The organism is Candidatus Roizmanbacteria bacterium (genome assembly GCA_016699265.1).
Taxonomy (GTDB): domain Bacteria; phylum Patescibacteriota; class Microgenomatia; order UBA1406; family GWC2-37-13; genus CAZLQR01.
On record CP064967.1, the window covers coordinates 702,495 to 722,882 of the forward strand.

At 39.8% G+C, this 20,388-nt stretch carries 22 protein-coding genes; 8 read left to right on the top strand and 14 right to left on the bottom strand.

Features of this window, described 5'->3' with window-relative positions; all coding sequences use genetic code 11:
- Position 1: 1 nt before the first annotated feature.
- On the top strand, positions 2 to 547 hold the full coding sequence (locus IPH70_04130; protein QQR63662.1) for a GNAT family N-acetyltransferase: 546 nt from the start codon (positions 2 to 4) through the stop codon (positions 545 to 547).
- Here the strand turns inward: IPH70_04130 and IPH70_04135 are convergent.
- The 6 genes from IPH70_04135 to IPH70_04160 all read right to left on the bottom strand — a co-directional run bounded on the left by IPH70_04135 (position 502) and on the right by IPH70_04160 (position 6,375).
- Complete coding sequence (locus IPH70_04135) at positions 502 to 2,241, bottom strand: hypothetical protein (protein QQR63663.1); 1,740 nt, start codon at positions 2,239 to 2,241, stop codon at positions 502 to 504. The two genes, IPH70_04130 and IPH70_04135, sit on opposite strands and share 46 nt — an antisense overlap.
- 17 nt (positions 2,242 to 2,258) lie before the next feature.
- Positions 2,259 to 3,500: an ABC transporter permease gene (locus IPH70_04140; protein QQR63664.1), complete on the bottom strand. Its 1,242-nt coding sequence runs from the start codon at positions 3,498 to 3,500 to the stop codon at positions 2,259 to 2,261.
- The gene (locus tag IPH70_04145) at positions 3,484 to 4,152 is read right to left on the bottom strand and encodes an ABC transporter ATP-binding protein (protein QQR63665.1); all 669 of its coding nucleotides are present in this window, start codon (positions 4,150 to 4,152) and stop codon (positions 3,484 to 3,486) included. Before IPH70_04145 ends, IPH70_04140 begins: the two co-directional genes overlap by 17 nt.
- Complete coding sequence (locus tag IPH70_04150; GenBank protein QQR63666.1) at positions 4,145 to 4,750, bottom strand: HlyD family efflux transporter periplasmic adaptor subunit; 606 nt, start codon at positions 4,748 to 4,750, stop codon at positions 4,145 to 4,147. Before IPH70_04150 ends, IPH70_04145 begins: the two co-directional genes overlap by 8 nt.
- The gene (locus IPH70_04155; protein QQR63667.1) at positions 4,720 to 5,097 is read right to left on the bottom strand and encodes a biotin/lipoyl-binding protein; all 378 of its coding nucleotides are present in this window, start codon (positions 5,095 to 5,097) and stop codon (positions 4,720 to 4,722) included. The genes IPH70_04150 and IPH70_04155 overlap by 31 nt, the downstream gene beginning before the upstream one ends.
- A gap of 147 nt (positions 5,098 to 5,244) precedes the next feature.
- Positions 5,245 to 6,375: a hypothetical protein gene (locus tag IPH70_04160; GenBank protein QQR63668.1), complete on the bottom strand. Its 1,131-nt coding sequence runs from the start codon at positions 6,373 to 6,375 to the stop codon at positions 5,245 to 5,247.
- A 19-nt stretch (positions 6,376 to 6,394) separates the two neighbouring features.
- Here IPH70_04160 and IPH70_04165 point away from each other — a divergent pair, with 19 nt between their 5' ends.
- From IPH70_04165 to IPH70_04180, 4 genes are all read left to right on the top strand, one after another.
- Complete coding sequence (locus IPH70_04165) at positions 6,395 to 7,903, top strand: glycosyltransferase family 39 protein (protein ID QQR63669.1); 1,509 nt, start codon at positions 6,395 to 6,397, stop codon at positions 7,901 to 7,903.
- Between the two features lie 92 nt (positions 7,904 to 7,995).
- Positions 7,996 to 8,745, top strand: a complete 750-nt coding sequence (locus IPH70_04170) for a glycosyltransferase (GenBank protein ID QQR63670.1) — start codon at positions 7,996 to 7,998, stop codon at positions 8,743 to 8,745.
- 172 nt (positions 8,746 to 8,917) lie between these two features.
- A complete protein-coding gene (locus IPH70_04175; GenBank protein ID QQR63671.1) occupies positions 8,918 to 9,784 on the top strand; it encodes a glycosyltransferase family 39 protein in 867 nt (288 codons plus the stop codon).
- Positions 9,785 to 9,790: 6 nt separating this feature from the next.
- A complete protein-coding gene (locus tag IPH70_04180) occupies positions 9,791 to 10,411 on the top strand; it encodes a hypothetical protein (protein ID QQR63672.1) in 621 nt (206 codons plus the stop codon).
- On the opposite strand, the gene IPH70_04185 is transcribed toward IPH70_04180, so the two are convergent.
- Together IPH70_04185 and IPH70_04190 are read right to left on the bottom strand one after the other, a co-directional pair.
- On the bottom strand, positions 10,401 to 10,979 hold the full coding sequence (locus IPH70_04185) for a hypothetical protein (protein ID QQR63673.1): 579 nt from the start codon (positions 10,977 to 10,979) through the stop codon (positions 10,401 to 10,403). The two genes, IPH70_04180 and IPH70_04185, sit on opposite strands and share 11 nt — an antisense overlap.
- 113 nt (positions 10,980 to 11,092) lie before the next feature.
- Positions 11,093 to 11,665, bottom strand: coding sequence for a hypothetical protein (locus IPH70_04190; protein ID QQR63674.1), 573 nt, complete (start codon positions 11,663 to 11,665; stop codon positions 11,093 to 11,095).
- Positions 11,666 to 11,740: 75 nt separating this feature from the next.
- Between IPH70_04190 and IPH70_04195 the strand changes: the two genes are divergently transcribed.
- Positions 11,741 to 13,261: a glycosyltransferase family 39 protein gene (locus IPH70_04195; protein ID QQR63675.1), complete on the top strand. Its 1,521-nt coding sequence runs from the start codon at positions 11,741 to 11,743 to the stop codon at positions 13,259 to 13,261.
- Here the strand turns inward: IPH70_04195 and IPH70_04200 are convergent.
- The gene (locus tag IPH70_04200) at positions 13,223 to 14,767 is read right to left on the bottom strand and encodes a hypothetical protein (protein QQR63676.1); all 1,545 of its coding nucleotides are present in this window, start codon (positions 14,765 to 14,767) and stop codon (positions 13,223 to 13,225) included. The genes IPH70_04195 and IPH70_04200 overlap by 39 nt on opposite strands.
- Positions 14,768 to 15,006: 239 nt before the next feature.
- Here IPH70_04200 and IPH70_04205 point away from each other — a divergent pair, with 239 nt between their 5' ends.
- Both IPH70_04205 and IPH70_04210 read left to right on the top strand, forming a co-directional pair.
- Positions 15,007 to 16,458: an oligosaccharide flippase family protein gene (locus IPH70_04205; protein ID QQR63677.1), complete on the top strand. Its 1,452-nt coding sequence runs from the start codon at positions 15,007 to 15,009 to the stop codon at positions 16,456 to 16,458.
- On the top strand, positions 16,451 to 17,266 hold the full coding sequence (locus IPH70_04210) for a glycosyltransferase family 2 protein (GenBank protein ID QQR63678.1): 816 nt from the start codon (positions 16,451 to 16,453) through the stop codon (positions 17,264 to 17,266). Before IPH70_04205 ends, IPH70_04210 begins: the two co-directional genes overlap by 8 nt.
- Here IPH70_04210 and IPH70_04215 read toward each other — a convergent pair.
- The 5 genes from IPH70_04215 to IPH70_04235 are packed head-to-tail and all read right to left on the bottom strand — an operon-like array spanning position 17,248 to position 20,384.
- Positions 17,248 to 17,586: a chorismate mutase gene (locus IPH70_04215; GenBank protein ID QQR63679.1), complete on the bottom strand. Its 339-nt coding sequence runs from the start codon at positions 17,584 to 17,586 to the stop codon at positions 17,248 to 17,250. The two genes, IPH70_04210 and IPH70_04215, sit on opposite strands and share 19 nt — an antisense overlap.
- Positions 17,587 to 17,625: 39 nt before the next feature.
- A complete protein-coding gene (locus IPH70_04220) occupies positions 17,626 to 17,886 on the bottom strand; it encodes a hypothetical protein (protein QQR63680.1) in 261 nt (86 codons plus the stop codon).
- Positions 17,883 to 18,200, bottom strand: a complete 318-nt coding sequence (locus IPH70_04225) for a hypothetical protein (protein QQR63681.1) — start codon at positions 18,198 to 18,200, stop codon at positions 17,883 to 17,885. The genes IPH70_04220 and IPH70_04225 overlap by 4 nt, the downstream gene beginning before the upstream one ends.
- Positions 18,181 to 19,314 (bottom strand): hypothetical protein, encoded by a 1,134-nt coding sequence (locus IPH70_04230; GenBank protein ID QQR63682.1) that lies wholly within the window; start codon positions 19,312 to 19,314, stop codon positions 18,181 to 18,183. The genes IPH70_04225 and IPH70_04230 overlap by 20 nt, the downstream gene beginning before the upstream one ends.
- Positions 19,302 to 20,384 (bottom strand): hypothetical protein, encoded by a 1,083-nt coding sequence (locus IPH70_04235; GenBank protein QQR63683.1) that lies wholly within the window; start codon positions 20,382 to 20,384, stop codon positions 19,302 to 19,304. The genes IPH70_04230 and IPH70_04235 overlap by 13 nt, the downstream gene beginning before the upstream one ends.
- Positions 20,385 to 20,388: the final 4 nt, after the last annotated feature.

Consider the following 20,388-nt stretch of genomic DNA (forward strand, 5'->3'; position numbering starts at 1 on the left):
TATGGAAGGAGAAATAAAAATAGAAAATAAATTTAAGGGCAGTGTCCGACCTCTCATGGCTACGGACATCCCACACCTCAGACCAATTTTAGAATCGTGGCTCCGATTTCCAACTATGACCGGAGAACTTTTAACTGAGGAGGTACGAGATACAATTGAGGAGATTCAAAAAAGCTTGACGCATGAGAATAATAAGCAATTTTTTGTTGCCCAATCTTCTGATGGAGCCGTTGTTGGAATGATGGGGATTCAGCCACTCAGTTGGGTCATGAGACCTTTTGCGCAAACTGTCCATCCTGCAGAAATTATTAATGCATACGTTCATTTTGAAGAACGCCAAGGAAAGGGAGTTGGAAGAGCTTTGGTTAAAACAATTGAAGACGAATCAAAAAAGCAGGGATTTGATGAACTCTTACTCAATAGTGGCCCACGATATAAAGAAACTGGCTGGCCATTTTGGCAGAAAACTTATGGCGAGCCTGTCGGAATAATCAAAAATCATTACGGTCCAACTCGAGATGCTCCTGTTTGGAGAAAAGTACTTTGAGTGATGTCCTTACCGTCCTCTGTAAGAACTTTTAATTGTATAGGACTCCCACCGTGCAGATTGACCCGCACCGCGTCATTCAATCTCCATATTTGATATTCAGCTACGTTCATATCGATTTCTTCTATTTGCTTATTTGGCCCAATCGTCTTCTCTCTGAACCTCACCTTTTGTAATTCCTCAAATAGTGACCGATCTACGTAGATGGCAATCTCTGCCTGCTGACTGCTTTGTGAACTTGGCCGAAAAACAACAGATTTCAATGCTTCACACCCACCAAAATGCTTAAATGATTCAGAATCAAGCAATACGCCTAATTCTTCTAGCTTCGTTCTGTCGTGTTGAGATATGGAAGAATCTCTATTTAAAATATTATTAATAATTGTCGATTTCACTCCTTCCTCTCCAAGATCAGTTCTTCCGAAAAACTCTCTATAGATTTGGGAGAATGCTGGATTTCTTTGAATTTGTGAGAATCGATCGTGTAATAAATCCAGGTTATCGCCAACTCGTAAAAGCGCGAGCATCGAATATCCAAGCGTATCGGCTTCACGAAACTCAAGACCAATTCGTTTATCTCCGGGTTCTAAATCAGTTTTCCTTCCATAGTAGAGCAAATCATCTGGGAGTGAGGTACTTGTCGTTGGATTGTCCCAAAAAACCCTTGGCATTTGTTCAGGATTTAACCCTCTCTTTGCAAATTCTTCTGCAAGCGCGTCTTCTATCCTCTGCTTTGCTTCTGGTGACTTTACCTTCACGACGACCTCAGCTGGATTGAACCAGTCGAGATTCGGATCACTTTTACTTCTTTGTTCCCAAAGAGAAAGTACTTGAACTATATCCTGTTCATCTGCAAGTCCCAACCATTCACCTTTAGTCGTCTCAACTTTAGCTCCGTAGGATTTTTCTACCTTATCAGCGTTATGAAACAATACTGCTCCTTCAAAATCATTCATTAACTTAGCTTGTTGGACATCAGTTAATTTATCTCGACCTGCAGACAGTAAATGTCTCATCTGTTCTTGGAGATTCTTATCTGAAACTATCCTCAGACCACCAACGCTGTGAGCGACTTTATTACTTCCTCTTGCGAGGGCACAGTACCCACAGTCATGAAATAGTGCGGCATTTTCTATCATAAATTTCGCCTGGCCAGTCGAAAGACCATACTCCTCGGCCACAGAATCGAGAATCTGTGGAAAACTCTCGATTATCTGATTGGAATAATTAGCAACTCGTATAGAATGATCAAAACCGTGGGATACATACTGCTCTGGATTATCGTAGTGCTGATCGAAAGCTCTCTCTCCTAAAAAAAACATATGTTTTTGTAGAGCATCATCAAAGAGTCGTCGTTCTTCGGCGTCTGTTGGTACATCAAGCGATTCATATATCTTTGCTATTCGTTCAACCGGACTCATTCCTATAGACTCATCACGAGTATTAAAATATTTAAGAGTTTCAGTAATTTTTTTGAAATCGATTTGCTCAGTCGAGAGATGTTCTCCTATTTTTTTTACATGATTTTCAAGGCGTGCTGAAAGAAGGTTCGCTCTTGTTTTCCGTATTTCCGGAGCTTCAGCAGTAGCGATAGATCTTTCAAGATGTTGGATTACAAGATGTTGGATTACTTGTGCTTCAGGGAGAGTATTATTTACGGGAAGAGTAATCGTATGCGCCGTAACTTCTGCCATACATTAGTCTAGCAAATTTACTCGCTTCGAATCGCGTCTATTGGTGATAAATCAGCCGCTCCTTTTGCAGGGAATACGCCGAAGATTACTCCGATAGCCGATGAAATTCCAAGAGCCAACGCTACAGTTTGCCCGTCAACATAGGCGGGAAAGAAGCTCTGGACTGCAAAAATGATAAGGTAGGAGAGGGCGAGTCCCATTAGTCCTCCAAACAACGACAATATTACTGACTCGACCAAAAACTGAAATAGAATGTCATTTTTCCGTGCTCCGAGAGCTCGGCGGACCCCAATCTCCTTCGTCTTCTCTGTAACGGTTACATACATGATATTCATGATTCCTATCCCACCAACCACCAAAGAAATGGCAGCAATTGCGACCAGCGCAATGTTCAAGGTACCAAAAATTTGATTCAAAGCATCTAAAATTTGGGTAGGCTCAAAGACGGAAAAATCATCTTCTTTGTAGCGACGAAGAAGAACTTCTTTAATATCCCCTTTAATACTGTCTATGCTCGTACCCGTCTTAAACTTAATTGCGAAAACAAGAAATTTCTTATCGGGATTGAAGATATAGGCGCTCCTATAGGGAAGATAAACGAATGAGTCAAGATCAGGACCCCCAAATCCTCCACCTTTTGACTTGAGAACCCCAATAACCTTGAACGAAGTTCCTTGAATTTTTATTGTATTGCCAACTGCATTCTCTGCCTTGCCGAAAAGCTTTTCTGCAAGTTTGGGACCAATGTCTACCACCTTCGATCGTTTCAGGACATCGGGTTTAGTAAACAGCTCACCATACTGGAGCTCCAGATTTAGTACGGGAAAAATATCTTCGTTGGTTGCATAGAGGTCTCCAAACTCTTTATTCTTCCCGTAGATTACCTCACTACTTGTAGTGAAAATAGGGGCAATATCTTCAACGACTTTAAGACGTTTAAGATTATTAAAGTCTTTTTCATCGAATCGAATGGCTCCAACCGAAGACCCTCCAGTTCGAAACTGTCCGTTTCGAATTACAGTTCCAGGAACTATTCTTAAAGTGTTTGACCCAAAACTCTCAAACTGCTGCTGAATGTATTTTTTTAGTCCAAGACCTGCTGCAGTTAATAGAACTACCGACATAACCCCAATTAAGATACCAAGAGATGTGAGGAAGGTCCTCCCTTTATTCCTAGAGAAGTTGAAAAGTGCCGTTTTTAAAAGGAATACGAAATACATCATAGAACTTAAAATCAAATTTCTAAACGATCTTTCCATCAACTATTCTTATCTGTCGTTTCGTTTTTGCTGCAATGTCCGGTTCGTGAGTGACTATCACAATCGTTATCTTGTCTTCCTTATTTAATTCTTTTAGGAGTTTCATAATTTCGTCACCTGTCTTAGTATCGAGATTGCCGGTTGGCTCATCTGCCAAAATAAGACTTGGTTGCATAATGAGCGCTCGAGCAATAGCTACGCGTTGCTGCTGTCCTCCAGATATTTTATTAGGATACGACTTTGCTTTTTCCTTAATTCCAAATCTCTCGAGTAAATACATAGCCTTCTCCTCGGCTTTATATGTCAATTTCTTTCTTGCATAGATTGATGGAAGCATTACGTTTTCAAGAACGGTAAGTTTATTGATGAGATTAAACTGTTGAAATACGAATCCTACATACTCATTACGAAGGGTTGAGATCTCATCATCATCGAGCTTAGAAATATCTTGTCCATTTATTGAAACTTTTCCTGTCGATGGTTTGTCTAAAAGCCCGATAATGTGCATGAGCGTTGACTTTCCACTACCGGAGGGGCCGATTATTGAGCAAAACTCGCCATCTTTTATCTGGACAGAAATATTACTTAGTGCGGTGAAGACAACCTCCTCATCGAGCTTATACTCTTTTGTAACATTCTCTATTTTAATCATAGACAACATCACCTTCTTGTAATCCATTTAGTATCACCGTTGCCGTGTCTATTTCTTCACCGACCTCCACCGTTGTTTTTACTTTCTTTTCTCCAACTTTTTTCATTACATATTTCTTGCCACTTTCTGATTTAATAAAGGTTGTTGGTACGCCAATAACACCAACCATCTTCTTAGTGATGAACTCAACGTCTCCCGTCATCCCTAAACGATATTTCAGTTGAGCGCTATCAGAACTATCGGGAGAGGTGCTAATCTTAACTTCATATACCGTTCCTGTTTCATCTGATTTAGGAGTAAACGCAATGGACTGTATGGTAGCTGATGTGGTCTCGTCTGGAAAAGAATCGTAACTAATTTGACCCTTCATTCCTTCGTACATTTTCACAACATCAGTTTGATCCACAGCTCCTGAGAAATAAAGAGTTTCTGGGTTTACAATTACGAACTCGGCTTGCGTAGGGGTTATATTAACACCAGCCTGCTTGGTGCCAACCGAAGTAACAACACCAGCGATAGGCGAAACCAGAGTTGAATAACGAAGGGAGATGTCCGACAGTTCAACATCTAGAACTGAGCTATTAAGATCGAACTGCACTTTTTATATGCATCGATCGTGTCCTGTCTCAGATATTTATCTGGAGATAGTGCATGCTCATCGGTATCCATTGCCGTGTTGTCAAATGTAAGCCTTTGTTTATCATAGGTAATAAGTTCTTTCTCTAGTTGTTTCTTTAACTGTCTCTGATCCAGCGATGCTATTGATTGATACTTTTTTACCACATCACCTTCTGTTACCCCTACCCATGCGAGACGACCAGATGTCTGGAAGCGAAGAGTTGCCTTCTCCTGAGCATCTACTGATCCCGAAAATGTCAATGACTCGCTTAGTGTCTGTCGTTTTACTTTATAGGTCAACTCCACAACGGTACTTTTTTTACCCACAGTCTGACCATAAACAATCCAACCAACAACGAAAATAATTATGAGTATGATCCACCAGCGTTTTTAATAATATTAAGCAGTTTCTTCATAGTTTATTTTAGTTTTTCCCGATTTACGATCGGGATCCCGATTCTGAGGCAATCGGGGTCATAGGAACGGTGCCCAGTTACCCACCGGCATAGCATTTCCTTGCAGAAAGGTCCATGCGTAGAGATATACAGCGGGCACAATCAGTATAAACGAAATGACTGTCCTTTTTGAGGTTAAATATTTTTCGAACACGATGCATGTGATTGGCAACATTGGCAAAGCGTAACGCGATATGTCTCGATGTTGTACGAAAATTAAACTAAAGAAAAAGGTAAGCGAAAAGTAAAATAAAATCTGCATCTTATGTTTATATGTATAAACCACAGTTAAAGCATAGATTGCAAAGGTGAGTAGAACATCTTCAAGCCAGTGAGTACCTACCCATTTTGCGCTAGCATTGAATGCTGCGTATGGATAAGGCATCGGTACAACGTAACCCGTGTGCCAATATGCAAAGAGGTCACCCATCTGCTGCTGATAGATAAGACAGACCGCAGCAAGCCCTGCAGGAATAAGGAAAAGCCATAACCATCCAGACTCAAATCGCTTCTCCTCCCTCATCCTTTGTACCGCTGAAAATCCATAAGCTGCAAGTAAAAGAATTCCTGGTAGCTTTGTCATCGTCGCGAGTCCACCTACTAAACCAGCAAATACGTACTTTTTCTTTTCGAAGAAAAAAAGTGAGAGCAAAATGAGCAACATAAATAAACTCTCTGGAGAACCGATCGACCGCACAACTAAAAATCGGGGGAACATTAAAAATACGAATGTGAGGAGTAGGGGTTTAGTACTGAGTTTTTGAGATTGTACGAAGTAATAAAAAAACCAACCGAGCAGTACTGTAGAGAGAAGCGTTACAAACATCATCGATTTTACATAACCCAAACCATATGCAAATCCACGAATGAGCCCTGGAAAGAGAGGAAGATGTGCAGCAAAGTACTCGGGAGTAAGTCCCCCTTCAAGCCGTAGCGAGTTAATTGCTGATGGTAGATACCATGATTTAGCTGCTATCACATATAGGAGTCCATCAAAGTTACGATATATGAGCGAGGTATCGGTATTTGGAATATGCATACCGAGAAAGCCTAATTGTTGAACAAACGGCAACCATACTACCATGCTCGAGATAAGGGTGAAAAGAAGAATATAGAGGTAGTTTTTATACGTCCTGAAAAACCACTGCATGATTTATTATACTATGGTAATGATGAAGAGGTTGTCAGCTCTATTTGGTGGAAAACTATGGATGATTGCGGTACTTATTTTAGTAGCTATCGGGGCCTTCTTGAGATTACACCTCATCTATGAAACAGCGACCTTTTTGGGAGATCAGGGAAGAGATGCAATTGTTATGCGCAACATCGCAACCTTGAGAGATCTTCCTGCTCTTGGACCCATCACCTCAGTCGGAAGTATCTATCTTGGTCCTCTTTACTACTACATGATGGCTCCTTGGCTCTGGCTCTCCATCTTTAATCCGATCGGCCCCGCGGTTGGTATTGCGCTCATTACATCAGCTGCACTTTTCCTCCAATACATAGCAGTCAAAGAAATGGTGAATAAACAAACCGCCTTACTCTCAGTCGCATTTGCAACTTTTTCATGGGTTTTGGTCGAGTATTCACGTTTCTCATGGAATCCGAATCTACTACCTCAAACAACTCTTTTTGTAGCATACACCCTCTATAAGATTGTGAAGACTAAAAAACTTAGATACTTTATTCTTCATGGAATTTTACTATCTCTCGCTATTCAACTTCACTATTTGGCAGTCTTCTTACTTCCGGTCACTATAGTGGTCCTATTGTTTAATGACATCAATGACCTGCCTGCCGGCAAGCAGGAAAGAAAAGATCCTCTCCTCCTTCATATCGGTAATTCACTCACCCTTGGTGCGTCGTTCGTTCTCCCCCTTGCTCCATTCCTTCTCTTTGAGGTGATACATTCATTTCCCAATTTCAGAAGCATTCTTCATTTCTCATCCACCAACTCTGGATCAAGCAACACCCCATTTAATAACGAACTCTTTACGTCCCTTCAGAACACAGTTCAGTTTGCGACACAGTATAACTTCACGGGTTGGTGGGTAATATTCATAGGATTATTACTATTCGTCGTATTTATATATACATTGAAAAAAGGAGAAAAAATTTCGTATCTGGTTGGATCACTCCTCGTAATGATTATTGGAGTATCCTTTTACCGAGGGCCAAAATATGCTCACTACGTCGGAGGAACATATCTTTTGCTATATGTCACCGCGAGCTATCTCCTTGTTAAACTCGGTAGATTCAATGCTTATCTTGGCGGACTGTTGATTGCCCTTACCTTAGGAGTCTTTCTCAATCTCAACGTTCAGAAGTACTACTTCCTACGCGAGAAGGACCACCAAAATCAGATCGATAAAGCTTACCAAATCGCACTCACAATCATCTCGATGAAACCCACCGAGACCTTCACACTCACCTCGTCCCCAGACGCTTATGCCGACTATCCGTATCGTTACTTTCTTGATGTCCTAAACAAAAAACCTATCTCAAAAGAAGCGGACTCGTACTCACCTTCAAATAGTTTATTTGTTGTATGCGAGGCTCAGTGCAACCCAATGAGTGATCCTCAGTGGGCAATTGCACATTTCAATCCTAAAAAAATTGAGGCAACAAAGACTATTTCCGCCTACCCTTGGCTCAAGGTTTATAAACTGACCCGTTAGAAATTTGAATTTTGTAATTTGAAATTTGAATTCAATTATAAATATTTAAAATTGTAAATTGACTAAAAATTAAAAACTTTGAACTAAAAATTATGCACGTAACCCTTATTATTCCTTGCTATAACGAGGAGAAAAATATTCAAAAAGGAGTGTTAGATAGAATAGCAAACTATGTTCAAGATCATAAGCACTTCACGGAGGTTGTTATAGTTGATGACGGATCAACGGACTCAACCAAGGAAATTATCAAAAAAGAATATCTCCCCAAATTTAAGTTCTTCAGGTTGGTTGAAAATAATCATGAGGGAAAAGCGCGCGCTGTGATAGAAGGAATTAGACAATCTAAGGAACCGTTTGTAATGTTCACTGATATTGACCTCGCAACTCCGCTTGAAGAGTCTGAAAAACTCATAGCGCAGGCGGAAAAAGGATTCGATATTGTGATAGGATCACGTAACTCAACTCGCGAAGGTGCTCCGATTCTTCGCAAGGTAATGGCGGTAGGATTTATCGTAATTCGCAACCTCGCCCTCGGTCTTCACAAAATCCGAGACACCCAGTGTGGCTTTAAGCTCTTCAACCGGGATGTGGCACTAGCAATTATTGATTGCATTAGACTATTCGACAGACAGAAAACGGTTACGGGCTCCTCGGTATCAGCAGCATTCGATCTCGAGTTTCTCTTTCTAGCGTCTAAAATGAAAAAAAGAATTATGGAGGTCCCGGTGATATGGCGTCATGTTGAGACAAAAAATGTTACCTTCTTCCACGACGTTTTAGAAACGCTTCGAGGAATTGCAGTCATTATGTACCATAACGTAAGAGGAGACTATAACAATTAGTTCTTAGTTTCCCGATTTCGATCGGGATCCTCGATTCTGAGGAATAGGGACTTATTTCTTATTTCTTATTTCTTATTTAAAAATTAATAACTGAATAAAAATTAAAAACTTCAAATTAAAAATTCAATCTTATTGGCCATTAATACTCATACTTTCGGTAGTCGGTTTTCTTTTGACCTTTAGGCTTGGTCGTGATTTGTTACTGGACTGGGACGAATGTATTTATGCAGGCTATGCAATCAGCATGAAGATGGGTAGTTCGGCGCTTCATAATACGTGGAATACATTAGGTCTGTTTGAAAAATCTCCGTTTTATTCATGGATCTTGCAGCTGCCACTACTTTTTCAGAAAACTGAATTTAATCTTCGACTTCCAACAGTTCTCGCAAGTTTAACGCTTCTTGGATCGATCTACGTTTTTTGTCAGACCTATTTCTCAAAGAGAATAGCGGTAATCTCGACGCTTCTCATGCTCACATTCGAATCGTATGTCATTTATTCTACAAAGGTCTCAACCGACGTCCTCTTTTCACTGTTTATATTTTCTGGTTTTTGGACCTGGGTATCGTCTGCAAATGGTAAAGGAAAAAGGTCGAAATTACTCGTATGGATGAGCGGAGTTTTTTTTGCGTTTGCGCTGATGGTCAAGGGATTAGGTGTTGCTCCTTATATGGGAACACTGTTCCTTTCAATTTTACTCCAACCAAAGAAAAATCGATTCTTCGATTTTTTCAAAATGCTCACCTCATTTATTGTGATTGGACTCCCATGGCATCTTCTGATGTACCTCACGCATCAAAAGGAATTTATACAGATGTATTTAGTCGATAATTTTTATAAACGTTCAACCTTTCCTGTAGAGTTTCACCGAGAGCGAATTTGGTTTTATCTTGACCTTCTTTACAAGGAATCATTTCCGTGGATCTTTGCACTATTCATAGCGCCTTTATCGGTCATCCTGAATGCAGTGAAGGATCTAGCAAAGCGAACCAAGAAAGGATCTGGATTTCTTGCATTCACCCTGCCTACCGGCAGATAGTTCGGAATGACAGTTCGGGGACAAATTGAGAAAAATAGTCTCACTTATACAGTTTTCTTATTCGTGCTCCTACCTCTCATATCTATTTCACGAGTCCAAACTCGAATTGCATGGTATGTGATTCCACTACTCCCGTACCTTTCCATTTTTCTCGCGATTTGCCTGAATCTGGTCTTTGATTTTATGAAGAAAAAAAATAAAGTACTAAGTAATGTACTTTTTGTTCTCTTATTAATTTTAATCATCTTGGATGTAGGAAAATTAATCCTGAACGAAACACGATTTACGCAAAGTAAACCAACAATTGATTCAAGATATGAGGTAATTTTGCAGTCCTCAAAACTACAAGGCAGTGTTCTCAACTACCTCGTTCCGTTTGGCGAACGACAGGCCAAGGTTATACTCCCTCTAGATGAGACGCTTACGAACACTTGGTACTACGGGGGCAATGCCTGCGCCGTCTACTACAGTAATAAAAAAGTAAATTACTTCTATGAGATAGAGGCATTTGAGAAAGCTTTTACCCAAAATGATGGCCTCTTCCTCATCTCAAACCAAGACGCAAAATACGCAGAAGATAAGGTGATTTTATTTAAAAATGCCGACTATACCTTGTTTACTTTCTAGCCAATCTTCCTCGAAGACTAAGTGTGGCGATCAAAATATTTATCAGAAATAAATATACGGGGAATAGTAGATTTGCTACATCGAACTTCGTCGTAGACAAAACTCCAACAAATGCGGCCGTAGCAAAGATAAAAAATGCAGAAGGCGTCTCTGACATTGGATCGCTGAAAGACTTTTTAATAGTTGGCATAGAAACAATTAGATCTGCAATTACAGATAGGACCAGAGCCGTTAGTGGATTTTTAGTTATCATCCATAACGCGATAGCCAAAAAACCGAAGATCAGACTTAATCTATCAAACAATGTGTACTTTGTTACTCCGTACTTTAATGACAACAAAAAAGTAATTCCAGTTCCAAGTAAGTCTCCTATTAACAACAAAACGGAAAAACTGGCCCCTTCTTTTATCTGTGCAGCGGCTCCAATGCTCAATAATATTGTCCAACCAAGCCAAGAAACTGAGTTTGGCCTGGTTTTACCGTTCAAAATATCTCGAATATATGGGACGATCGCGAAGAATATGAGAAGTCCGGACAGAAGTCCGAGCACTGCATGCCAGTCGTACATTCCTAATACTACCAAATTCAACCAGACAAGGGCCTTACAGCACTTTAATTATTTTTCCGAGTTCTCAGAATCGCGATTCCCGATTTTATGTTGGGAAAATAATAGAAACAAACTTATTTCTTTCTTCCCTTTATCAAAACCCCTACAAGTATAAGGTTGGCTAAAAATACAGCTGACGGGTAGAGCGCAGTGATTAGGGAAATCTTTTCTAGAGCAAATATGGATATAAAATGTTTGATTGCCGCAAAATTATGAGTCGAAAGGGTTTCCTCGTAAGGCTTCTTTAAGCTTTTTCTAATCGTGGGATAAAACGCAGCAACATCAATAAATGTTACGAGAATGATCGAAAGTAAAGCGTTCCTCACAATTATGAACAGGAATGTGGCGCCAACAACTCCGGCCAACATGACTTTATCACTCCTCGTGATATCTTTCGTGCCAAACTTAAAAGACAAGGCGAGTATTAACAAGCAGAGTATGGCGGTAACACCGGTGGTCCAGGCACCTGCACCAGCTCCGTCGCTCATCTGAGAGAAGAAGGCCATAAATGTGAGAGGTGTCCAGATCACCCATGTGTAAAGATGCGGCTTAGTTTTCTTTTTTACGATATCGGATATATACGGAAATAAACTAAAAATACTTATTACGACAGCGGTGATTCCGAGTATTTCCTTGATATTAGGCATAGTTGTAGACCGAATGAAGAGTTAAAACCGATCCCTCTTGAGAGTTGGACATTGAAGTATTATATAATAATTGTGATGTTTGACATATCTGGCTTTGTCAATTGGTTCCGAAAAAACTTTTCAAAGCGCGATCTTTTTTATACTGCCTTACTACTCGTCACTTATCTCGCAACTCGCCTCATAAATCTTGATAAGTTTCCGATTTTCACCGATGAGGGCATCTATATTCACTGGTCCAAGATTGCTTGGAAGGATGCGGCGTGGCGCTTTATTTCTCTAACTGATGGGAAACAACCGCTACACACCTGGGGAATGATTCCATTTCTCAAGATATTTTCACCCAACCTTCTGTTAGGTGGCCGAATGTTTTCTATACTCTCAGGACTGATCGCGCTCAAAGGAGTTTTTTCTCTCTCCTACTATCTCTGGGGTAAAAAAACAGCTTTTATAGCCTCACTGTTCTACATCTTCACTCCGATGTTTCTATTTTATGACAGAATGGCGCTTGCCGATTCAGCTGTTAACGCAGGATTTATCTGGATACTATTTGGGTCGATTCTTCTTATAAGAACGCTGAGAATGGATGTAGCTCTCGCGTTTGGCCTTGCTGCAGGTACAGCCATGCTTACTAAATCTTCCTCACAGATGTTTGTGGCGCTCAGTGGACTCGCACCTGTACTCGCTTTCAAGAAAAAGTCCTTCATCAAAAATTCTTTCAGTTTCTATGTACTTTTCGTTTTTGCCTATGTCCTAGCGCTGGTCATTTACAACGTACAAAGACTCTCTCCTTATCTTCAGTATGTCGATCAAAAAAATGGCACTTTTGTTCTCACATTCAAAGAGTTCTTCGCAGCGCCATTCTCTCTGGTGATAAGCAATCTACCCCTAATTCCGTGGTATGTGTTTTCTGAAATGGGCTACGCATTAGGAGTTATCGGAGTGGTGGGATTATTTTTCTTGATCAAAAAAGATTGGAGATTGGGTCTCTATCTTGCAGCATGGCTTCTATTCCCCTATGTTGCTATTTCATTTTTTGCCAAGGTAATCTTTCCCCGATATCTTATATTTTTTGCTACGCTCCTAACTTTGACTGCAGCTTATTTAATCAGTAGTACAAAAAATAAGACAGTCAAAGTTCTCTGTTTCACGTTCTACGCTCTAAGTGTCGGTTACTTCAACTATGCAATATTATTCGATAATCAGAAAATTCCGTTCCCTCCTGTTGATCGCGGACAGTACATCGAAAGTGTGAACGCAGGATATGGAATCAAAGATCTAATTCAGTATGCTCGTGAAAAATCTATGGATAAACCCGTTATTCTACTCGCCGAGGGAAACTTTGGCGTCGTAGGCGACATGTTAGAGTCATCGATCGGAATAGGTGAAAAAATTAGCATCAGAGGATTCTGGCCCCTAAATGCAAAGGACCTCTACGACAATCAGAAAGAACTTGCGAATAACCATGTGTATGTGGTTTATTCCCACAGAAAGCTTTCCGAGATCGATTCCTCATGGCCATTACGCCTCATTAAGGAATATAGGAGACCGTTTGGAGACTCAAGCTTTACCCTTCTTGAACTTACCAGCGCTAATTAGTACGACGACTCCAATCACCGATACGATCGATGTTGCATTTGCCCAGGTTCTGATCGGAGTATCCTCAAAACGAAACTCAAGACTATGCTCGCCCTTTGGCACCTGAACCGTGATAAGTTTAAATCTATTTCTATCGTTGATAGGAAGTACGCCACCATCAATCCTTCCAGTCCACCCGGGAAAGTGAAAGGTATTGAGTTGAAACGTGCTCAATCTTTTTGCATTTAATAAAAATACTTTTTTGTTAAAGCTATTCTCGACGATCTGAACAGACGCTCGCCCCTTGATCACTTTGTAAGGATTTTTTGGAACCTGATATTTTGATATATCAAAGATACTTGTATCATACTGAGACTTTCTCAGGGGTACTCCTCTGGGACTAAACTCAAACGAACTTGAACTTACATTCCATGCGATCTCGTTAAATGATGTTAATTCACTATCTTTTTTATACACATAATTTTCTGGTTTAAAGTATTTTTGATACTGAAGAATTGTTCCGGTAATGACAATTAATGATAAAAACATTATTACTCTATCATTCCCGACCCGATCGGGAATCCAATTTATTGGGTTTCTGGATCCCCGCTTGCGCGAGGATGACAATACCTCATGTATATATTCGAAACTGTAGCCACCAAGCAAAGAAATAAATATTCCCGCAAAGGTTAAAAACCTCCATGGAAACTGCAGGTACTGAAGTGGTTGAATAGCGTCCCAAATGATTCGCGAATACTCGGTCGTCATGAAAAGACTGAATAATAACATTGCAACGTAGACCGCATATCGTATAGCGTATTTCGTATCAATTTTTTTCTTCAATATTAAGAATAAGAACAAAATGAGTGATAGAACGGCCAGACCAATTTGTATTTTTCCAAGTTGAAAACTCATACCATCCGTGAGTCCAAGCCCAGAGCCACCATATCCCCACTGAGAAAACCAGAGTTGAGACGGCTGGATAAAGTGAATTGAGTATGAAGCAAGTTCCTTTGTGAGAATCGAGTCTACTAGCGTAAACTTTCTTTCAAGCATTGAAGGAAGCCAATAAAAAGCTGACAGCAGCGCTCCCAACAAACCTCCTAGAGCAACGTAAACTACATACTTAAACCTTTTTGAGACATAGAAAGAAGAGCCTAGAACATAAATCGCGCAGAAAAAAATAAAAGGAAAAGCCACAAAGACATGACTCATAATGAGTAGGGCCACAATTACACCAAAGAACACAGCGCGTCTGACCGTTGCTTTTTCTCGTAAGAGTTCTAAACTCAAAAATGCAAAAGGCAGAAGGTTCATCCCATAAAATTCGGCAAATGCCCCTCGTACATAAACCAAAACAGCATGGTATGTAAAAAAAGTAAACAAAGTTGCGGTTACTAAACCTACAACCTTTGATCTTATAACCTTCAAACCTAATAGATACATTCCCACTGCCCCCAACAAATATCCAGAGATTATCATTGCCTTAACCGACCAAATATACGACGCGCCGATAAGCCTGTACATTTCCGAAATATAATAAATAAACGGAGGGTAAAAATTAAAGAGCGGGTACCCAAAGTTGAATCCAAGTACGTCGACCCATCGAGGAAACAAATATCCCTGATGGATCCCTTGATCTAGTAAAAATAGCCTTGCGATATGCTGAAAGTCGTGCACTGAAAAGTACCATGGATTTAACAAACTTACAAATGAGGGAATTGCTATAATCAGAAGTAGCAGGAAGTACATTTCAGAACATTATAATGGATACACTAAGTCAAGAGGAACTAAAGAGAAGAGGATTTATTAGCACCATAAGTCTATTTTTTCAGAGTGGTTATTCTGCGGTTCTTGGACTTATTGCCAATCTTATCGTTACGATTCTTCTCAGTCCACATGTCTTTGGGATCTATATAACAGTCCTGTCGATAATAGCCCTCTTCAACTACTTCTCAGACTTTGGACTTGCCGCTTCACTCATACAGAAAAAGGAGATGACGGAAGAGGACATTAAAACCACCTTTACAATTCAACAGACTTTGATAGTTACCTTAATCACTATCGGTTTTTTTGCCACTACGTTCGTACGAAAGTTCTACAATCTTCCTCAGGAAGGCATGTATCTCTACTGGTCACTACTATTTGCTTTTTTCATCTCGTCTCTTAAAACTATCCCATCCGTTTTCCTTGAAAGACATATTAAATTTAACAAGGTCGTATATGTACAGGTAGTTGAGAATACCTTATTTTATGCAGCAGTTTCGATACTCGCAATAATGGGTTTCGGCTTGATGAGTTTCACTTACGCAGTGATGATCCGCGCCGTATCAGGACTAATCCTCATCTATAGAATATCACCGTGGACCCCTCAGTTTGGATTCAACAAACAATCTTTAAAAATACTGCTCTCATTTGGTGTTCCATTTCAGGCTACCTCTTTTCTAGCCTTATTTAAGGATGATCTCATAGTGCTCTTCCTTGGAAAAATCCTCGGGTTTGAGCTATTAGGTTACGTCGGTTGGGCGAAGAAATGGGCAGATGCACCTCTCAGGGTATTTATGGACAATGTAGGAAGAGTCTTGTTCCCCGTAATGTCTCGTGTTCAGGATAATAAAGAAAGACTTCGAAGCATCAGCCAAAAACTACTTTACTATCAGACTATGCTACTAGCGCCCGTTATGATCGGTATGATGTTTGCCTTACCATTACTCGTTACTTTGATACCTCAGTACACTAAATGGCAACCCGCCATACCTCTCTTTTATATTTTTGCGCTATCATCACTCATTGTTTCTTTTTCTGCCCCATTCATGGCGCTGTTTAATGCTTTGGGAAAAGTGAAAATAACCTTCACATTTATGCTTCTTATAACCATAGTGACATGGATTCTCACTCCGATTCTTACTAAGAGGTATCAAGAATACGGATTCCCCATTACTCATTTAATTGTGTCATGTACCTTGGGACTTATTTTATTAAAGGTGCGCTCAACACTTGATATGAAAATTCTTCCATTCATCTTTAAACCACTACTATCAAGTGCAGGAATGGCAGTAATATTGTTCGGAGTTCAAAAACTATTTCCGGAAGCGAGTATTCCTCTTTTTATTATCATCTCCACTACGGGTGCTGTTTCGTACTTCGCGATTATGACCTATATATTCAATACAAATATTTATAGGGAACTCGTACAGTTTAAAAATAACAATGAATGATAAGCTTGCAATCATAACGGTCTCCTTCAATAAAAAAGCCGTCACTCAACTTATTGAGTCCCTCGCTCATCAGAATCACAAAAACTTTACTCTTTATATCGTTGACACATCAGGCAACAACGACACCTTCCCTCCACTTAACCTTAATGTGAAGGTTCTTAACCGGATAAATAAAGGATACGCTTACGGGATAAACGAAGGCATTAAAGAAGCTATGACAGATGGAGTTAACGCATTTTGCATAATCAATGACGATACATATGTTGAAAAGGATTTTACTCAAAAAGCTAATGCCTCAATAAAATCCCATCCAAGTTCCTTGATTGGAGGTAAGATATATTATGCGCCAGAACACGAATACCATAAAGACAGATATGCAAAAAAAGATCAAGGGAATGTACTTTGGTATGCGGGTGGAACCGTTGACTGGTCACATAGTCAACCGGGTCATCGAGGAGTAGATGAGGTCGATCTAAAACAATTTGATAAAGTGGAAGAAACGGAGTTCATTACGGGCTGCCTCATGCTCTTAGACAAGTCAGTTATCAACTCTCTTGGATTTCTCGATGAGTCGTACTTTCTCTACTATGAGGATGCCGATTACTGTGAGCGAGCAAAGAAACTAAATATTAAACTAATCTACGATCCATCTGTAAAGATCTGGCATCTCGTTTCACAGTCAACCGATGGGTCCGGATCTAAACTTCATCAAAAATATCAAAAGAAAAACCTCGTTAAGTTTGCTTTAAAGTATGCGCCTCTACGTACAAAGCTCCACGTATTGAAAAACTATTTTTTTGCTGTGTAATCCCCACGATCTCGAGCTACTTGTTGCTCGTTCTCAAATACTTCCAACACAACTGTACCGATTTTCGTTCCCGTACCTGGTTGGAATCCTCGTCTTTGAAATCCCTGTTCCCAGCTATTTAGAACCTCTTCTCGACGTTTGGGGTCTACCACACTCTCTCCTAGATGGGTCTTCGCCTTTCCAATAAAATGTGCTTCTTTTAACCTCTTACCAAAAAAGTCGAAGAGATGTTCATCTAATTTTACGATTTCCTTTCGCGCAACATCTTTAACCGCTGCCCACATCGCTCTTGTTCGCTCTATTCCTCTACGACGCTCCATAACTGCAAACTATACCACAAGTAGCCTCAAAGACAAGGATTAAAAAGAGATATAGCCGAGATCTTGGAGCTTGAGTAGAATGGATTTTAGATCGGTATTCTTAATGTAGAGATCTCCTTTTAGGTCGACTCCTGTTGGATTTCTCAATACCTCGACACCTTTGACCTTCTCGAGTCTAGTGTATTTATCTCCTGCCCAGTCAAGAAAAAACTTTCCAAACTCAAGAGCTGGAGTCTGAAAAATAGACGCACTTTGCTTAAATATAAATATTCTAGGCGGATGTTCACTAAACTGCTTCAAGTATGAGTCTCGTAACTCGTCCCCTTCTCTAAACTGAGGCAGTAGTGATGGATGTTTTCCAACCCATACACCCTTTTTACATAGAAAGATTCATTAGGTTCATACGGCCCAATGAAGTAATAATCTCCTTGATCGAGAACCTCATCAATAAAAGTTGCAGCGGGCCCCGCATTATGAATGGTCGGAAGTTTTTGAGTGTAGATCTTATATGCGGTGTTGAAGGAATTAACCAGGAGAAATATTCCCGTGAAAATAAAGAAAATTAATGTGATTAAGCGCACAACTCTACGCAAATCACTCAACCAGTCGTCCATTGCCTCTACGGAGCCTTTTGCGGGGTGGGTTTGATTTTGCTTTGGAAAATAACCAAAGAACAAAGACAGAGGATATTAGGCCAAGCACCAAAAACATCGAGGATTGGTAGTCTGTCTCCTTAAAATCCTGAAGTCCACTTCGTGGAGCTGAAAAAGACAACACCAGAAAGTACATAAGTCCCAAAACCAATTTTTGCAAACAGAAAAAGAACAGAGTTAGTGTGGAAATACCTGCTAAGGTACCTATCGGAAGATACAGATCGAGATACTTAATCTTGGTTAGAAGTGGTAGATAACCTGCGGAAAAGTTTGAGATTATTGTCCATGAAAACTTAAATGGATTAAAGTGAGGACCTCTTACATAGTTTGGAATACTGATGTAGTACTTAGTGTTGTAAACAAAGTTCGCAAAATAAAAATCGTTCCAAGTTTTTGTAAGAAAAAGGTTGAGAACAAAAATACCGTAAGGCAGTATCGACCACGCAATGAGACTCAGCAATTTTTTATCAACTTTAAACTTATAGAGATATGCATGCCAAAGATACAATACGGCTCCCATATATAGGAATGTAGCCGAGGACATAATCATGCAAAAAACAAAAAACGAGGAAACAAATAGACTTCTACCCAGCGACTTATTATCGAATGTCTCTGCTAAAAGAATCCAGAATGCGATGCTGAAAAAGAATACTGCAAGACTATCGGCCAAAAATAAATGGAACCAAAAATATAAAGAGGCAGCGGGATACAAAACAAAAAAAGCAAGAAATGGCTTTACCAAAGAAGGATGCTTTTTATAGATCCATCGTCCGAGTAACGCAAACCCACCGAATTGGGCAACCGCCCATAAAACTCTCGTAAGAACAAAGGACTTACCAGAAAGAAATAAAAAAATAGAAGAGATATACCATGCTAGAGGAAGATGATGATCCCAAAAATCTCTATACGGTAACCCACCATTGAGAATGACCTTTCCTCCGAGGAGATTTATATATTCGTCTGGGTAGTCTACGTATCTACTATTTAGCAGGAATAGACCAAAGATAATGCCCAGAAGCAAAATCGAGGTGTAATTTTTCCGTATTAGTGAACTTAGTTTCTCTAGTAAGACCATAACGATCTAAGTTTTTTTCTTTCAATTATCAACGTTAACAGATTAATCATAGCAAATATAATTATTACAGCATGTTTTAAACCCAGGTTATGCAGATCTCCCCATGTCCCATACAACACAAATGGATAGTAAGAAAACAATATTCCGATTAGAAATATCTGCATTCTTTTGATGAGTTCGAAGAAATACGGTATAAAAACAAACAGACTCATAAAGTACCAAGTCTGCACCTCCTGAAATATCGAAAGATACCCAACCAGCAATGTGACAGAACAAAATGCAACAATGTTTGATAGTGACGATTTTTTTTGAGCAATGACAAGCGGTAGGGTTATGTACTTGATACCTCCAGAGATGACGATAAACAATCTACCCAAAGTAGTGCGTTTTGACCAAAGCAACTGAATACCGATGAGTCCGAGCGAGACTGCGATCAAGTCATTGTGGTTATTCATCAGTCCCTCGATAATCACCAACGGATGAGTGGCAAAAAACATAGCCCATTCAGAGCTCATTTTATTCAAAGCTCGCACTGCGAGAAGATAAAAGATTGAAAAGAAAACCTTAAAGGTTATGAGCGAAAGGCTGAATTTACCAAGACCAAGAAGCGATGGTATAAGTGTCATGGGTAGAAACGTTGGCCCGTAAGGATAGGTTCTGTGTACCCAATGCATGAACCGGAGTTCTGGCGCAGAAGGAAAGTCGAGGGCTCTATGCAAATATGGATTTTGATGATAAAAAGTTAAGATCTTCGCATCAAACATGTAGTTAAAAAGGTCGTGAGATAGGAATGGGTATGCAAACAAAAGTATCACAGCTATGATTAGCGAAAGATGCAGAGCTGAGTATTTTTTATAGTTCTTTAAAAGATAAAGGTGAAAACCAGAGACTAGACAAATTAATGCTACAAATACAAAAGTTGAGTTGAGACGTTGGAAGTACCCAAACTGAATCATTACATTTCGAAACTGAGTCCAGAGATCAAAGTTGAGAAGTGTTAAGTTCAGATCTAGTAGAGAATAAGAATACAGTGCAAAAAGGGCCAATGTGATGCCGTATGCAATTACCATATTT

What these genes read in the sequence shown, in the direction of transcription:
- IPH70_04165 (QQR63669.1), top strand. Translation starts at nt 6,395, where the DNA reads ATGATGAAGAGGTTGTCAGCTCTATTTGGTGGAAAACTATGGATGATT.
- IPH70_04230 (QQR63682.1), bottom strand. Translation starts at nt 19,314, where the DNA reads ATGGTCTTACTAGAGAAACTAAGTTCACTAATACGGAAAAATTACACC.
- IPH70_04170 (QQR63670.1), top strand. Translation starts at nt 7,996, where the DNA reads ATGCACGTAACCCTTATTATTCCTTGCTATAACGAGGAGAAAAATATT.
- IPH70_04180 (QQR63672.1), top strand. Translation starts at nt 9,791, where the DNA reads ATGACAGTTCGGGGACAAATTGAGAAAAATAGTCTCACTTATACAGTT.
- IPH70_04215 (QQR63679.1), bottom strand. Translation starts at nt 17,586, where the DNA reads ATGGAGCGTCGTAGAGGAATAGAGCGAACAAGAGCGATGTGGGCAGCG.
- IPH70_04190 (QQR63674.1), bottom strand. Translation starts at nt 11,665, where the DNA reads ATGCCTAATATCAAGGAAATACTCGGAATCACCGCTGTCGTAATAAGT.
- IPH70_04235 (QQR63683.1), bottom strand. Translation starts at nt 20,384, where the DNA reads ATGGTAATTGCATACGGCATCACATTGGCCCTTTTTGCACTGTATTCT.
- IPH70_04185 (QQR63673.1), bottom strand. Translation starts at nt 10,979, where the DNA reads ATGTACGACTGGCATGCAGTGCTCGGACTTCTGTCCGGACTTCTCATA.
- IPH70_04195 (QQR63675.1), top strand. Translation starts at nt 11,741, where the DNA reads ATGTTTGACATATCTGGCTTTGTCAATTGGTTCCGAAAAAACTTTTCA.
- IPH70_04145 (QQR63665.1), bottom strand. Translation starts at nt 4,152, where the DNA reads ATGATTAAAATAGAGAATGTTACAAAAGAGTATAAGCTCGATGAGGAG.
- IPH70_04210 (QQR63678.1), top strand. Translation starts at nt 16,451, where the DNA reads ATGAATGATAAGCTTGCAATCATAACGGTCTCCTTCAATAAAAAAGCC.
- IPH70_04205 (QQR63677.1), top strand. Translation starts at nt 15,007, where the DNA reads ATGGATACACTAAGTCAAGAGGAACTAAAGAGAAGAGGATTTATTAGC.
- IPH70_04160 (QQR63668.1), bottom strand. Translation starts at nt 6,375, where the DNA reads ATGCAGTGGTTTTTCAGGACGTATAAAAACTACCTCTATATTCTTCTT.
- IPH70_04200 (QQR63676.1), bottom strand. Translation starts at nt 14,767, where the DNA reads ATGTACAGGCTTATCGGCGCGTCGTATATTTGGTCGGTTAAGGCAATG.
- IPH70_04225 (QQR63681.1), bottom strand. Translation starts at nt 18,200, where the DNA reads ATGGACGACTGGTTGAGTGATTTGCGTAGAGTTGTGCGCTTAATCACA.
- IPH70_04130 (QQR63662.1), top strand. Translation starts at nt 2, where the DNA reads ATGGAAGGAGAAATAAAAATAGAAAATAAATTTAAGGGCAGTGTCCGA.
- IPH70_04140 (QQR63664.1), bottom strand. Translation starts at nt 3,500, where the DNA reads ATGGAAAGATCGTTTAGAAATTTGATTTTAAGTTCTATGATGTATTTC.
- IPH70_04135 (QQR63663.1), bottom strand. Translation starts at nt 2,241, where the DNA reads ATGGCAGAAGTTACGGCGCATACGATTACTCTTCCCGTAAATAATACT.